Consider the following 15,682-nt stretch of genomic DNA (forward strand, 5'->3'; position numbering starts at 1 on the left):
CTTTTTAAAACCGGGGCAAAAACCATTGTACGGAAATTGAGGTACTGTTATAATTTGCTTTAAATTAAAAAGGCAAGGTGAAGAAATGATTTTATTACCACAGATGTTTATGCTTTTTATGCTCATGACTGTAGGAATTATCTGCAGGAAGACAGGGCTTATGGATGACAGGATAAGTAAAGGCATGTCAGGGATTGTTGTAAATATTGCAAGTCCTGCTTTTATTTTGTCCGCAGGAATTAATAAGGACGAGGTCGTAACCAACAGGCAGCTACTTGCGTGTGTTATTGCGTCAGTAGTCATATATCTTGGGCTGATTTTGATTTCGATTTTCATACCAAATATATTGAGGTTAAAAAAGAATTATTTCGGAACCTACAGGGTAATGACTATTTTTTCAAATATAGGTTTTATGGGGTTTCCGATTGTGTCTGCAACCTACGGAGATGTGGGACTTTTGTATGCGGCATTTTTCCAGTTTCCATTTAACCTGCTTATCTATACCTACGGTATTCGTGCCATGAGGAGCGGTACGGACGTGGATTTTGATGAGAGCTTTTCATGGAAAAACATAATTAATGTGGGAGTAATATCCGTATTTGTTTCACTACTTCTTTATATGACACATGTGCATATTCCGGAGCCGATAGAGGATGTAGTAAGCAGTCTCAGCGGACTCACTGTGCCGATGAGCATGATGGTTATCGGTTATTCACTTGGCGGAATGAAGCTAAAGAGTCTGTTTGAGGATTATAAGCTTATGATCTTCTCTGCCCTGAAGCTTATAGTGATTCCCATTATCAGTGTATTACTGATGAAGCTGTTTATTAAGGATCAGATTCTTTTGGGAGTGTGCTTTGTAATGATAGCTACTCCCGTTGCCAGCATGTCGGCAATGCTTGCCCAGTACTACGGCGGCGATGAGGAAACAGCTTCAAGAGGAGTGGCTCTGACCACGCTCTTATCAGTGCTTACAATCCCTCTTGTAGGCGCAATTTGTTTATAATTTCTTTATGGTTTCTTGCCGTATGCTTCATTGAGTGCCCAATATCTGAATGATAGAATTATTGTGTAATATTGCGGAATCATGGTTATTTGGGTTGAATGAGGGAGAACAATGAACAGGATGAAGCACTGGCAGAGTTATCTTCTGATAATTATCTGTGTTGCGATAAATCTTTGTGGTAGATACCTGGCAAGCCGGGTTGAGATACCCTTCTGGTTTGATTCAATAGGCACATTAATTGCAGCATTTGAGCTGGGGCCTGTGGGCGGTGCTATCACAGGTGCCCTTGTCAATGTGTGCACTTCTTTTTATGACCTGAAAAATCTTGCTTATATTCTTGTGTCCATAGCAATAGGTGCTTCTGCAGGTCTTATTTTTCCAAAGAAAAAATTTGATGCTTTTATGATAATTTCGGCAGCAGTCTTTGCGGGCTTCATGGCTGTCATCATATCAACGCCTTTAAACATGATATTCTATGACGGCAAAACCGGAAATGTCTGGGGAGACAGTCTTATAGATATGCTCTCCCAGAGTATAAATGTTAAGTGGATATGCTCTCTTTTGGGCGAGGCCTTTGTGGATATTCCTGACAAGGCGGTAAGCGTTGTTATGGCGGTAGCTTCTGCTACTTTAGTTAAGAGGTTACTAAAAAAGCTTGGTTTAACAGGTAAAAATATCAATAAAGAATCTCAGGGAATACAGCTGCTTGTGCTGATCCTTCTTCCGATTGAGCTTCTTGTTTTTGGAACAGCAAGAGTAAATGCTGCAGATTTTGGGGCTGATTATGCTGCAATAGGTTATGACACAGAGGATGGTCTGGTATCTGAGGAACTTAATGCAGTTGCCCAGACTTCTGATGGCTATATATGGGCAGGTGCGTATTCGGGACTTTACAGATATGACGGCTACAAATTTGAGCAGGTTCAGCTCGATGAAAGAATTACAAATGTAATGCAGCTTTTTGCGGATTCGGAAGGGAATCTGTGGATAGGTACTAATGACAGCGGAGTAGCAAGATATAATACCGAGACAGAAAAAATTGATTTTTTCTCGGTTGATGATGGGCTTTCTTCCAACTCAATCCGTGCAATCTGCGAGGATGCAAAGGGGAATGTATATGTAGGAACAACAGGAAATTTATGCGTCATAGGAACTGACGGACAGGTTACGGAATTTCCGGAGGAATTATATTCGGTAAGAACTCTTAGCTTTGACAATATGTCGGATAAAAATCTGATTGTCGGAGTTACTAATGGCGGTGAGCTTTTTTTTATAGAGGATAATCAGCTGATTTCCATCTCAGTTATGAATGATGAGTCGGGAGTTTATTACGGTGCTGCGGCAGCAGGGGATGATGATACTTTTCTTGTTGGTACAAGTGCCGATTATGCGGTCAGGGTTAAGCTCTTAGATGACGGAACGATCAGGGAAATATCCAGGGTTACTACGAATGAGATTTCTTATTTTAACAGAGTTATGTATTCGAAAGAAAATGCGGGATATTTCTTTTGCTGCGAAAACGGACTTGGATTCATATCGGATGACGGTACTGTAACAGATATGTCTGCAGAGGATTTCAACAGCTCTGTCAGTGATGTCATTATGGATTATCAGGGTAATATCTGGTTTGCGTCCAACAAGCAGGGAATTGAGAGATACTCATGGAATCCCTTTGAGGATGTATTTGCAAAAGCCGGGATAGAAAGATCCGTTGTTAATGCACTTTTGATAAAGGATACAATTCTATATATAGGAATGGATAACGGACTTGTGGCGCACGACTTAAAAAATGACAGGGTAATACAGGTTCCGGATCAGCAGGTATTTGACGGTGTCAGGGTAAGGCATCTTATGGCTGATTCAAAAGGTAATATCTGGGTAAGCACCTATGGTCAGAACGGGCTTATTGAGATTACGCCTTCAGGTGAGACTGTATTTTTCAATGAGGAAACAGCAGGAACTGTTGGCGGAAGATTCAGGTCAGCGACAGAGCTGCCTGATGGCAGGATATTTGCAGCAAGCAGTACGGGCCTGAATTATATTGAAGATGGAAAGGTTACCGCTACGCTTTCCGAAGAAGATGGTATTGGTGCTCAGATTCTTTCTGCTGTGGTTGATGAGAACGGAAGAATCATAGCAGGCTCTGACGGTGATGGTGTTTACATAATCGAGGATGAAAAAATAACTTCAAGGATAGGTGAGGAGCAGGGGCTTGGGTCACCTGTAATTTTGAAGGTTGTTCCCTGTGACGGAGGTTATATTTTTGTCACAAGTAATGCGCTTTACTATTTTGATGGGGCAAAGGCTTCCAAGTTAAATAAGTTCCCTTACAGTAACAACTATGATGTCTATATAGGAGAAAACGGAGAAGCGTGGGTTAGCTCCAGCGCAGGTATTTTTGTTGTGGATAAGGATGCGCTTATTCGAAACGAAGATATAAGTTATGCTCTTTTAAACAGGAGTAGAGGTTTCTATACGAGTCTTACTGCCAATGCAACAAATGCGGTGATGGATTCTGACATTTACCTTTGCTGTACGGACGGTGTGCGCAAAATATCTCTCACGGACTACAATTCCTTCGACAATGATTATCAGATAAGGGTTTCAAGACTCTGGGCAGAGGATGATCTTATTTCGGAAAGGGATGGGAAGTATGTAATTCCAGCTATTTCAGGGCGTGTTCGCTTTGATATCGCAGTTCTTAATTTTACGCTTTCGAATCCTTTGATCCATGCATTTCTCGACGGAACTTCCGACAGTGGTATCACATGCTATCAAAATGAGATGCAGAGTCTTACCTATACAAATCTTCCCTACGGAAAGTACAAGCTTCATGTACAGGTGCTTGATAGCGGAGGAGACGGTGTAATAAGGGAAGAGATTTTTAATATAGAAAAAGAATCACAGCTTTTTGAGAGGACATATTTCAAGGTATATCTGATTTTTGTTCTCGTGATGTTTACCTTTTTCCTTGGATGGCTGCTTGGAAGACTAAGGAAAAGTCTTTCAAATATGCAGACCTGGAAAAAAGAGGCTACAACCGATCCCATGACGGGACTTTATAATAAAGCAACGTCTAAGAGGGAACTCACCCAGCTTTGCAAAACAAAGAAGGGTATCCTGATGATGATCGATCTTGACAGCTTTAAACTGGTCAATGATCTTTACGGTCACGATATGGGAGATAAGGTTCTTATCAGCTTTGCCGATATTATAAGGTCATGTATAAGAGATACGGACCTTGCGGGACGTATGGGCGGTGATGAGTTTATAGCTTTTCTTCAGGGGACGGATGATGAAAACGCCGTTGCCGAGAAAACAAGATATATTAATGAGCAGATTGTAAAAGTGGCTAAAGAGCTCATGGGAGACGACATGAACATCCCGCTTGGTGCTTCAATAGGTGCGGTTATTGCGCCTGATGAGGGCACTGATTACGAGGCACTTTTCGGGCTTGCGGATAAAGCCTTGTATAACGTAAAGCAGAACGGAAAACACGGCTATGCAATGTACAGGAAGGCTAACTCGAAGGTTAATTTCTCCGATGCAACTATGGCAACGGGACTTGCCGGAATACGCAAGATCCTGGGAGAAAGAAACATCGCCAAGGGAGCCTATACTGTTGATTTCAACAGACTTCAGGCTATTTACAGAACCTTTGTCAGGATGTCCAAAAGGACGGATGTAAGGGTTTCGATAGTCCAATTTGTAATAAACCCTGTTTCCGGAAATGAGATTTCGAAAGATATAGTAGATACATTTTTGGATATTCTTGTTAATACCCTTAGGGCAAATGATGTAGTTGCGCTTAACGGTAAAAATCAGGCGATAGTAATCCTTACGGATATTAACGATGATTCGGAGAAGGCGCCCATCGGACGTATCATGGAAAAATGGGATAACATCCCGGGGCACAATGATTACAGGGTAACTTATGAAATAGAAGCACTTTGATGAGGCGATGATTGTGAAAATGAAAAAATGGCAAACCTGCCTTTTGATAGCAGTTTGCGTTTTTATCAATCTCATAGGAAGAAGTTTTGCTGAGCATTTCCAGCTTCCGTTCTGGCTTGATTCAATAGGGACGATTATTACGGCTATTGAGCTTGGTCCTGTCGGAGGTGCTGTTTGCGGTGCTTTTTCAAATATTCTTTTGGGAATAATAACCGTAAACATCAAGACACTAGCGTATCTGATAGTGTCTGTATGTATAGGTGTTTCAGTTGGTCTTTTTTATCCAAAGGCAAGTACTCAGACAGCTTTCAAGGTGGCATCAACTGCCGTTCTTACCGGAATTGTTGCTGTTGCAGTTTCAACTCCCATGAATTTATATTTATATGGTGGAAGAACAGGAAACATCTGGGGAGATGGTCTTATAGACATGATAGCAAGGGATGTTAATGTCCCTGTCTTATGCACGTGTCTGGGAGAGGCTTTTGTGGATATTCCGGATAAGGCTCTTAGTGTGCTCTTGGCATCGGGAATGATCAAGCTTTATTACATTTTTATAGACAGGAGAAAAAAGAGTACGGCAGATAGTGCTTTGTTGTGGCTTTTGGTGCCTGTAATTGTCATGACGTCCATGACATTTTCAATTAATGCAAAAGCTATAGATATGAGCTCCGAATATGCGGCTACTACATATGATACAGACGATGGCCTTGCTACAGTGGAAATAAATGCCATTGCTCAGACGAATGACGGTTATATCTGGGCCGGCACTTATGCGGGACTATACCTGTGTGACGGTTACAGGTTTGAGGAAATTGTACTTGATGAGAGAATCAGCAGTGTAATGGTACTTTATGTTGATTCTGAAGGTATGCTTTGGATAGGAACCAATGACAGCGGTCTTGCATGCTTTAATCCTACAGACAGGACTATCAGGTTTATTACTGAGGAGGACGGACTTCCTTCAGATTCAATAAGGGCTATTTGCGAAGATACTGACGGGTATATGTATGTGGGCACGGCAACCGCCCTTTGCATGTTTGGAAAAGACGGAAAGATACAGACTTTTGATGATGATGGAATAAAAGTTGTAACGTCACTTACCTGCAATTCGAAGGATGTTGTTGCCGGCGTAACAATGGCGGGTGAACTGTTTATTATAAAAAATCATGAGTATGTGGATAAGATAGGACTTGATGATGAAAATACCAAGTTTGGAGCAGTTGCTGCAGGAGAGCGTGACGAGTTTTATGCGGGTTCAACCTCAAACTATGTAATTCAGGTTAATGTTTCAGATGATAAGATAGAGCTTGGAAAAAAATACACCATAGGACATTCTGAGTATTTTAACAAGCTATATTATTCACCGCAGAATAACGGATTTTTCTGTGGCCTTGAGAACAGCTGCGGCTTCCTTACAAAAGAAGGCAAGTTTACCGAAATGACCACCGACAGTTTTAACGGAGCGGTCAAGGATATAATGGTGGATTATCAGGGGAATGTCTGGTTTGCGTCAAACAAACAGGGTATTGTCAGATATTCCTGGAATCCGTTTACGGATATTTTTGCAAGAGCAGGTGTGAACCCGGAGGTTGTTAATTGTACGCTGATAAAGGATGGCATGCTGTATGTCGGTACAAATAATGGCCTTGTGACGATCGATCTTAAGACCTTTTATGCTGTTCCCATTGATTTTCCTGAGCTTTTTAAGGACGTGAGAATAAGATATCTCATGGAAGACTCAAAGGGGAATTTATGGGTAAGTACATACGGTAAGCATGGTCTTATCGAGATTAAAGCAGATGGCACGATAGATACTTATAATGAAAGAAATAAAAATACCAATGGCAGCAGGTTCAGGCTGACCATGGAGCTTGAGGACGGGACCATAATTGCGGCTAGCACCACCGGAATAAATTTTATTAATGGCGGAGTTGTCACAGGGACAATGGGAGAAAAAGAAGGACTGACAACTCAGGTTCTTAGTATGGTTGACATTGGTCATGGATATGTAGAGCTTGGTACTGATGGCGAGGGCATAATGATTATCAAGGATGGAGAGATCATTCATCAGTATGGCAAGGATGACGGTATGGGATCGCTGGTAATCATGAAAATAGTGCCTTGCGGAGACAACGAGTACCTTTATGTAACAAGTAACGCCCTTTACCACTATAAGGATGAGAAGGTTACAAAGCTTACAAATTTCCCCTATAACAATAATTACGATGTTTTCTTTACTGAAGACGGCTATGCCTGGATCAGCTCCAGTGCAGGTATTTTCATAGTCAAAAAGAGTGATCTTCTGGAAAACGGTGAGTATAACTATATGCTTTTAAACAAGGGGCGCGGATTGTATTCGGCGCTTACTGCCAATTCGGAAAACTCTTATTACAATGGTTCTCTTTACTTATGCTGCGCTGACGGTGTAAGGAGGATTGCCATAGCTGATGAAAATGTTGTGGATACGGATTATACAATAACGATCAGCAAGCTGACTGCAAATAACGAGATAATAGAGCCTGATGAAAACGGAAATTATGTTATTCCTGCCATTTCAGGAAGAATAACCTTTGATGTTGCTGCGCTTAATTTTACGTTGTCGGATCCGCTTCTTCATATCTTCCTTGAGGGAACAGGAGATGACGGAATTACATGCAAACAAAAAGAGATGAAATCCCTTAGTTATATTAATCTTCCTTACGGTGATTATACCCTGAGGGTTCAGGTTTATGATTCAGCGGGAAAGGACATTGTCCGTGAGGAAAAATTCCATATAACAAAGGAGTCACAGATTTTTGAGAGGACGTATTTTAAGGCATATCTGATTTTTGTTTGTACCTTATTTGTAATGTTTATCGGCTGGCTCATCGGTAACATCAGGATGGGTATTACAAATATGGAAAAATTGGAGAAGGAAGCCAGGATAGATCCTATGACCGGATTCTGGAACAAGGGATATACACAACTTGCGCTAGAGGAAATCTGTAAAGAGTCGAAGGGTATTCTCATGATGATCGACCTGGATAATTTTAAGCTGGTCAATGATGTTTTCGGGCATGAGACCGGTGATAAAGTTCTGGCAAAATTTGCAGAGCTTGTCAGGTCCTGCGTAAGGGAAGATGATTTTGTCGGAAGAATCGGCGGAGATGAGTTCGTTGCTTTTATTCAGGGAACTTCCGAAGAAGGTGCCGTGGCTGAAAAAGAGAGATTTTTAAACGAGGAAATCCTAAAGAGCGGTGAAGAAATCATGGGACAGGATATGGGTATTCCGCTTGGTGTTTCCATTGGTGCCGTAGCTACCACAGATGAGGGAGATGAATACGCAAATCTTTTCAGAAAGGCGGATAAAGCGCTGTATAGCGTTAAGCAGAATGGAAAGCACGGATACTTCATGTACAAAAACTCAAGCATCAACGCAGGAGAGGAAGTTCAGGCAGCAGGAGTTGCAGGAATAAAGATGGTGCTCGAGGAGCGCGGAATACAGAAGGGCGCCTACTTTGTGGATTTTGACAAGCTTCAGATGGCTTATAGACTGTTTTCCAGAATGGCAAAGAGAACCATAGTAAATATATGGCTTGTTCAGTTTGTGATGACAAGAGATGATGGAGAGGATGTCGATGATAAAGTAATGGAGAGGTTTGTTGAGGTTCTTACCGCAAGCCTAAGGAGCAATGATGTCATGGCGATGAACGGCAAAAACAAGGTCATACTGATCCTTACTGTTATCGATGCGGAAAACGGACATACTCCCATAGAAAGGATCATCAATCAGTGGAATAGTCTGGAGGGACACGAAGGCTACAGCCTGACATATGAAACGGAAGGGATGTAAAGTTTTTTAACAAAGTCCCGATAATTGTGCTAAAATGTTTCTTGATATTCTATAGGTTTTAAGGAGATATTTAAAATGCAGTCACGTACACATACATGTGGTGAGCTCAGAATTGAGAACGTCGGCAATAAAGTTAAGCTTGTCGGCTGGCTTGAGAATCTTCGTGAAGTCGGAGCTGAGCTTGGCTTTGTTGTTTTAAGAGATTTTTATGGAACAACTCAGATCGTCATCGAGACTGAAGAGATGATGAAGGTTGTTAAGGGAATTAATAAGGAATCAACTATTTCCGTTGAAGGTACCGTAAGGGAGAGAAGCTCAAAGAATCCCAAACTCGCTACCGGTGATATTGAGGTTGTTCCCGATAAGATTGACGTTCTTGGACGCTGCAGATACAACGAGCTTCCGTTTGAGATCAACAGAAGCCGTGAGGCGGACGAGACAGCACGTCTTAAGTATCGTTATCTTGATCTCAGAAATCCTGAGGTTAAAAAGAATATAATTCTTAGAAGCAATGTTATTGCTGCACTCAGAAAGTCAATGATAGAGCATGACTTTATGGAGATTACAACACCTATTCTTACAGTGTCATCTCCCGAGGGTGCAAGAGACTATCTTGTTCCTGCGAGAAAGCATCCCGGAAAGTTTTATGCACTTCCCCAGGCTCCTCAGCAGTTCAAGCAGCTTCTTATGACATCCGGAATCGATCGTTATTTCCAGATTGCTCCTTGCTTCCGTGATGAGGATGCAAGAGGCGACAGAAGCCCGGGTGAATTCTATCAGCTTGATATGGAGATGGCATTTGCATCACAGGAAGATGTTTTTGAAATCTGTGAGGATGTTCTTCCTCCTATCTTTGCAAAGTACGGTACTTATGACAGAGCTTCAGGTGCTCCTTTTGCACGTATTCCTTATCGTGAAGCTATGGAGAAGTACGGCACAGATAAGCCTGACCTTCGAATTGATCTGACGGTTCAGGATGCTACAGAGGTTCTTAAGGATTGCGGTTTTGGTCCTTTTGCAAGTGTTGTTTCTGAGGAAGCAGCTGCAGCAAGTGCTGAGAAGGCAAAAGAGACAGGTGATGATTCCGCTGTACTTAAGGCAGGCGATGCGACAGATGTAAGAATCAAGGCTGTAGTCATCTCTGACTTTAAGGAAAGCCGTAAGTTTATAGATAAGACAATTTCCGACGTTGAAGTTCAGGCAGGTGCTAAGCCTTACTGGTTCAGACTTGATGAGAACTGCGAAATTGTCGGCGGTATTGCAAAGTTTGTTCAGGAAAAGAAGGATGCTGTTATCGAAGCACTCGGACTTAAGAGCGGTGACCTTGTTGTTCTCGGTTCAGGGAAGCTCGGACAGGCTCAGAAGACAGCCGGTGTTGTTGTTAAGACATTCGGTGCTGCCGTTCCCGGACACATGGATAAAGAGCAGTATGCTTTCTGCTGGATTGTTGATTTCCCGATGTATGAGATTGGTGAGGAGTCTGGCGAGCTTGAATTCTGCCACAATCCTTTCTCAATGCCCAGCGGCGGAATGGAGACACTCCTTAAGGCAGAACGAGGAGAGATTGATTCTCTTGATATTATGGCTGATCAGTATGACCTTGTATGTAACGGCGTTGAGCTTTCATCAGGTGCCGTTCGTAACCATGATCCGGAGATCATGATCAAGGCATTCGAGATGGTTCGTCTCGGTGAAGAGGATGTTAAGGCTAAGTTCCCTGCTATGTACAACGCATTCTGCTATGGCGCACCGCCGCACGCAGGAATCGCTCCCGGTGTTGATCGTATGATCATGCTCCTTTCAGGTGAGAGCACAATCAGAGAGATTATTCCGTTCCCTATGAACAAGAATGCTCAGGATATAATGATGGGTGCTCCCGGGGAAGTTACAGACAAACAGCTTGAAGAGCTTCACATCAAGACTGTAGTGGAAGAATAAAAATTCCGGATTTAATCAAAGAAATATAGTTGAAAAACTATATGAGAAAAATATAAAGACTGCCACACTTATTTTGATTTTGATATCATTTTTAGTGTGGCAGTCTTTTTATGTTTGCCGGTGTATTTTTTGCTGTGGCAGTCTTTTTAGATGATAACGATCAATATACCATTATCTTATAAAATGAAATTACACCAATTTCTATGGTTACTTGGTAGCGCTGCTTTTAAATATATTTCTTTGACATCAATGCTCGGAAATTCCTGCTGCGAGGGTGCCTTTAGCCAAAATTGCAAGATGACTTGTGGCTCGGGACATTGCGGTATACAGGCAGTGTCTCCCCAGGGTATCATCAGGATAGCTTTCAGGATCTGCATCTGCAAGTATACAATTGTCAAATTCAAGGCCCTTTGCAAGCTTTAATTCGATAAGGAATGCTCCGCTTTTTGGAAGTGCGTCGTGTCCTGATACGATTTGAGGTGCATCATCTCCAAGTGAGGTAATGATGTACTCAAGGTTATGCTGATTTCTGCAGATTACTGCAGTCAGGCCTTCACGCTTTGCGGACTCTTCAATCTGTTTCTTTAATTCTTCGATATATTCGGTATCTGAAGTGCATGCTTTTACAGATACCTTTTCCCCCGGACGTTTTACTGAGGAAATCATCAGCTTTTGCTTTTCCGGAAGAAGGGATGCAAATATATCGGTAATCTCAGGTGAGCTTCTGTAGCTTGTCATGAGGGGAAGGGTGACGAACTTCTTGTTGTCTTCTTTTGCCAGTTCTTCAATTTCGCTAAAGCTTATGGTTCCTTCACGGATAGCCTGGAATTCATCTCCAAGCAGCATGAATCTGGCATTCGGGAAGTACTTTCTAAATATCATAAGCTGAGCCTTGGTGTAATCCTGCACTTCATCTATCATGACATAGCGCATATTGCGGTCACATTCACCTGTAAGTTCCATTTTTGTATAAAGCCATTCTGCAGCGGTTATGCGTTTTTTACCAAGTATACGTTTTGCTATGCGCATTACATTCACAAAACCGCAGTGTCTGATATTGCTCAGTGCGCCGCCAAAATCATTTTCGAGTCGGTTATCTTCAGCTGAATCTGAGTTTGCTACGCTACCTGAATCGGAGTCGGAATCTCTGTCGATATTGTGAAGAGCATTTTTTGCCCGGTGTTCAAGCTCGTCGGATACGGTCTGAATCAAACGTATGCCCATAGGGAATTTACTGAATTTCTTTACAACAGACAGGATGTCTTTTTTGGAGAGTACGAGATTTCCTTTTTGTGTAATATCAAGGAAATCTGATAATTCAGGTGTCAGGGTAGGCAGTGTATCCTTGATCTTTTGCAGACTGTCAGAAGCTGTGTAATCAAACTCATCGCATGAAAACGGAATGCTTACCATTTCCAAAAATTCCGGCCAGGTCAGGGTAAGAGGATTTGTCTCTCCCATGTCAGGCAGAACGTTGTCAATATAATCGCGGAATACAGGGTTAAGTGTCATCAGACAAACCTGATCCGGACGTAGTGTTTCTCTCTTCTGGTAAAACAGATAAGCTATTCTCTGCAATAATACAGAGGTTTTTCCGCTTCCTGCGATTCCGTTTACGAGAAGTACCGGAATATCGGGATAGCGGATTACTGTATTCTGTTCTTTTTGAATGGTTGCAGTTATAGCCTGCATTTTGTCTGTATGAGTGTGGGAAAGTGACTGCAAAAGCAGCGGATCCTCAATTGCTATCTGTGTATCAAAGTAAGAAATCAGCTTACTTTTTTCCAGATCGAACTGACGACGAAGCTGCAGGTCTACTGAGATTTCCCTGTCTTCTACAGTGTAATGGGTCGGCCCGAATTCCTGATTGTAATATAGCTCTGCGATAGGAGATCTCCAATCAAGAATCATCTGCTTAAACTTGTTTTCTGAAACAGCAGCACGGCCGATGTAATAACTCTCGGGTGCTTCCGATGGGTCAAACTGTACCTGGATTTTTGCAAAGTAAGGAGACTCAAGGAGCTTTTTTACAGTGCCCAGGCGGTTTCCCAGAGAACTGCTCTGTACGTTGTAGGTATCAATGTATCGATTCCATACCTCCAACTCAGCCAGCGTCTCCATGGTTGTCTCGATATCGGCGTAGTCGAAACGCATATTGTCGCGCATGTCGTTCTTATCATCAAGCGCCTTCTCATCGAGGGCAGCTATCTGATTCTCCAGATCCTCCTTCATCGCAAGGAGCTTGTTATAGGTTTCCGTTAAATGATTTTGTTCTATATCAAATATTTCTTTTTCCATAAATTTCACCTTAATGAATTTGCAGTGCCTCTTTTTAGTATAACATACACGTGACAGTGGAATGGGGATTTATATTTTTATGAGAGCTGTGGAAGTGCATAAAAAGGTATTATTTATATTCTTTTTATGCTGTTTTCATGTGCAATTAATAGTAATTGGATATCATGAAAATATGGATATTTTGACCTGTAATTAAGTGATGATTTGAGGGGTGTTTGGATGATGAAAAAACAAAACGGAATTATTAGAACTCTTATAATTGCAGCAATGTGTGTTATTTCTTTGTGCGCTTTCAGGATGGATGCTTCTGCGGAGTATGGTGTAGTGGAAGAAGATGATAAAGTCAGGGGATACGATATGGATGGATTCCCGCTTGTGTATACAGGGGATTGGCTTTTTCAAATAAAGGCAAATGAAGCTGTAATAATTGCCTATTTAGGTGATAAAGATAAAATAGAGACACCACTAAAAGTAAAGATGGCTAATGAAGAACGCTATTTTGAAGTAAAAGCAATTGGTACAGGTGCGTTCTCACAAAATAGTAATGCTAATTTTTCGAAAGCTAAGAAAAGAATGGCAAATACCATAGTGGGAAGTATGAACCATGTTTGGAAAATAAAAGAAATAAAGATTAATTCCAAAATAGATACAATCGGAGATAGCGCTTTTCTGAATAATACAGAAATCAACTATGTTAGATTTGATACTTCAGATTTACTATATTTTGGTTCATCTGCATTTTGCGGATGTACAGGAATTGTTGAATTTACAATTCCGGAATGTGTTAAAGTGTTGGGATCATCTTGCTTTAAAGGTTGTACAAATCTGCGTGGGACAATTGAGGGATCAACAGGGACAGGAACGATGATTATTCCCGCTAGAATAGAGGAAGTCCCGGATAGTTGCTTTGAGAGTTGCATAAGTTTAACAAATGTGAAACTTATGTCAGGGGTTATCAAAATTGGAGGAAGGGCCTTTTATGAGTGCGAATCGTTAGTTAACATTAATATGCCGGATAAAATAACAAGTATTGGTTCCAGTGCTTTTGAATATTGCACGGCAATTAGAGCTATACATATTCCGACTGGGATTACAACGATAAGCAGTAGAACATTTGCACATTGTAACGTGTTGGAGAATGTCGTTGTTCCCACAAATGTTACAAGTATAGGTTCATATGCATTCGCATATAGAGTGTATGGTCTGGAATATGAATTTGATTTTAATGTTCCAAATGAATTTATTAAAGTAAAACCTGTAATACTTAATGAGGGGTTAAAGAGAATAGATAGTAATGCTTTTTATGATATTCCAATTATGAGGATAGTACTGATTCCGTATTCGGTTGAAAATATTGGAACAAATGCATTTGGATATTATGAGAGTAAGGCGGGAACACGTTCTATTCCTAAGTTTAAGATTCAAGGATATTATGATACAGAAGCTGAAGAGTATGCGCAAAAGAATAATTTTGAATTTATAGGAAGTGCAAATGTTGGAGCAATTATCGAATCCAATGATGCCCAGTATGTTACTACAGAAACAAAAGGAGAAGTTACTTTATCACATATCGATCAAACATCTGCTACATCATATACTGTTCCTAAGACGATTAAAAACGGAAAGAAAACCTACACCGTGACAGCAATAGGAGACAATGCTTTCAAGGATTGCAAACTCCTTAAGACCGTAACTATCGGTGAAGAAGTAAAGACCATAGGAAAAGGCGCATTTAAAGGATGTCGTGCGTTGGAGTCAGTAACTACCGGTGATAAGGTGACCACTATAGGAGATGAAGCCTTTTACGGATGCAAATTACTAAAAGAAGTTACTTTGGAAAAGGGAGTAACTACGATAGGAAAGAAAGCATTCTTTAATTGTAAGAAGTTGGAGAAGGTTACTATCTTATCCAAGAAGCTTAAAAAGATCGGCTCGAAAGCATTTAAAGGAATATACAAGAAAGCAGACTTCAAGGTTCCTGGAAAGAAACTAAAAACTTACAAGAAAAAGATAAAGAAAGCAGGCGCACCAAAGTCAGTAAGTTACGGAAAGGTGACTAAGACTAAATAGATTCATAAAAAAATAAAGAAAACCATAGTAAATCCCGGTTTGATATTTGTAATCAGGCCGGGATTTTTGTGCATGGAAATATCGCTGAGAATTAGATACAGTATATGGTTTTAAAAAGTAAAATGTTTGTAAAATTACATATAAACAATTGTTTTTTCTGACTAATACTTGTATTATTGAGATATATGTTGCGGTATTTCGGATTTTTTTGAATTCTCTGAAATGATATATAAAAATCACGTAAATGCGAGCATATAAATGAAAAATATAAGAGTTATCAATCGGAAAAGCTCAAATGATAAAAAAGACGACTGATTTTTCAAAATTAATGACACAATTTGCAATGGTGGGACAGCTTGGGTTATCTCTGGTAACCCCTCTTCTCATCTGCATTTTTGCGTGCTATATGCTGACAACTAAGGTTGGAGCGCCCGGTTGGATATATATAATCGGATTCTTCTTCGGACTTGGCGGATCCATGATGACAGCCTACAAGGTTTACCTTGAAGTGACTAAGAAGAACGAAGGAAAAAAGCGTGACAAGAACGAGGTGTCATTTAATAAGCACATCTGAATTTCAAATA

Annotated in this window: 7 protein-coding genes; 6 read left to right on the top strand and 1 reads right to left on the bottom strand. The window is 40.9% G+C overall.

Annotated elements, in window-relative coordinates:
• Positions 1-85 precede the first annotated feature (85 nt).
• The 4 genes from BV60_RS0118235 to aspS all read left to right on the top strand — a co-directional run bounded on the left by BV60_RS0118235 (position 86) and on the right by aspS (position 10,730).
• On the top strand, positions 86-1,006 hold the full coding sequence (locus BV60_RS0118235; RefSeq protein ID WP_029324019.1) for an AEC family transporter: 921 nt from the start codon (positions 86-88) through the stop codon (positions 1,004-1,006).
• A gap of 111 nt (positions 1,007-1,117) precedes the next feature.
• Entirely contained in the window at positions 1,118-4,960 is a 3,843-nt protein-coding gene (locus BV60_RS0118240; protein ID WP_029324020.1) for a diguanylate cyclase domain-containing protein, read from the top strand.
• A 19-nt stretch (positions 4,961-4,979) separates the two neighbouring features.
• Positions 4,980-8,792: a ligand-binding sensor domain-containing diguanylate cyclase gene (locus BV60_RS0118245; RefSeq protein WP_197029594.1), complete on the top strand. Its 3,813-nt coding sequence runs from the start codon at positions 4,980-4,982 to the stop codon at positions 8,790-8,792.
• Between the two features lie 75 nt (positions 8,793-8,867).
• Positions 8,868-10,730 (top strand): aspartate--tRNA ligase, encoded by a 1,863-nt coding sequence (aspS, locus tag BV60_RS0118250; RefSeq protein WP_029324022.1) that lies wholly within the window; start codon positions 8,868-8,870, stop codon positions 10,728-10,730.
• A 246-nt stretch (positions 10,731-10,976) separates the two neighbouring features.
• On the opposite strand, the gene BV60_RS0118255 is transcribed toward aspS, so the two are convergent.
• The gene (locus tag BV60_RS0118255; RefSeq protein ID WP_035777322.1) at positions 10,977-13,028 is read right to left on the bottom strand and encodes a HelD family protein; all 2,052 of its coding nucleotides are present in this window, start codon (positions 13,026-13,028) and stop codon (positions 10,977-10,979) included.
• A 219-nt stretch (positions 13,029-13,247) separates the two neighbouring features.
• Between BV60_RS0118255 and BV60_RS0118260 the strand changes: the two genes are divergently transcribed.
• Together BV60_RS0118260 and BV60_RS0118265 are read left to right on the top strand one after the other, a co-directional pair.
• The gene (locus BV60_RS0118260) at positions 13,248-15,098 is read left to right on the top strand and encodes a leucine-rich repeat domain-containing protein (protein ID WP_029324024.1); all 1,851 of its coding nucleotides are present in this window, start codon (positions 13,248-13,250) and stop codon (positions 15,096-15,098) included.
• Positions 15,099-15,393: 295 nt separating this feature from the next.
• Complete coding sequence (locus tag BV60_RS0118265; RefSeq protein ID WP_029324025.1) at positions 15,394-15,672, top strand: AtpZ/AtpI family protein; 279 nt, start codon at positions 15,394-15,396, stop codon at positions 15,670-15,672.
• Positions 15,673-15,682 lie beyond the last annotated feature (10 nt).

It is taken from the genome of Butyrivibrio sp. AE3004, assembly GCF_000703165.1.
In the GTDB taxonomy this organism is placed as follows: domain Bacteria; phylum Bacillota; class Clostridia; order Lachnospirales; family Lachnospiraceae; genus Butyrivibrio.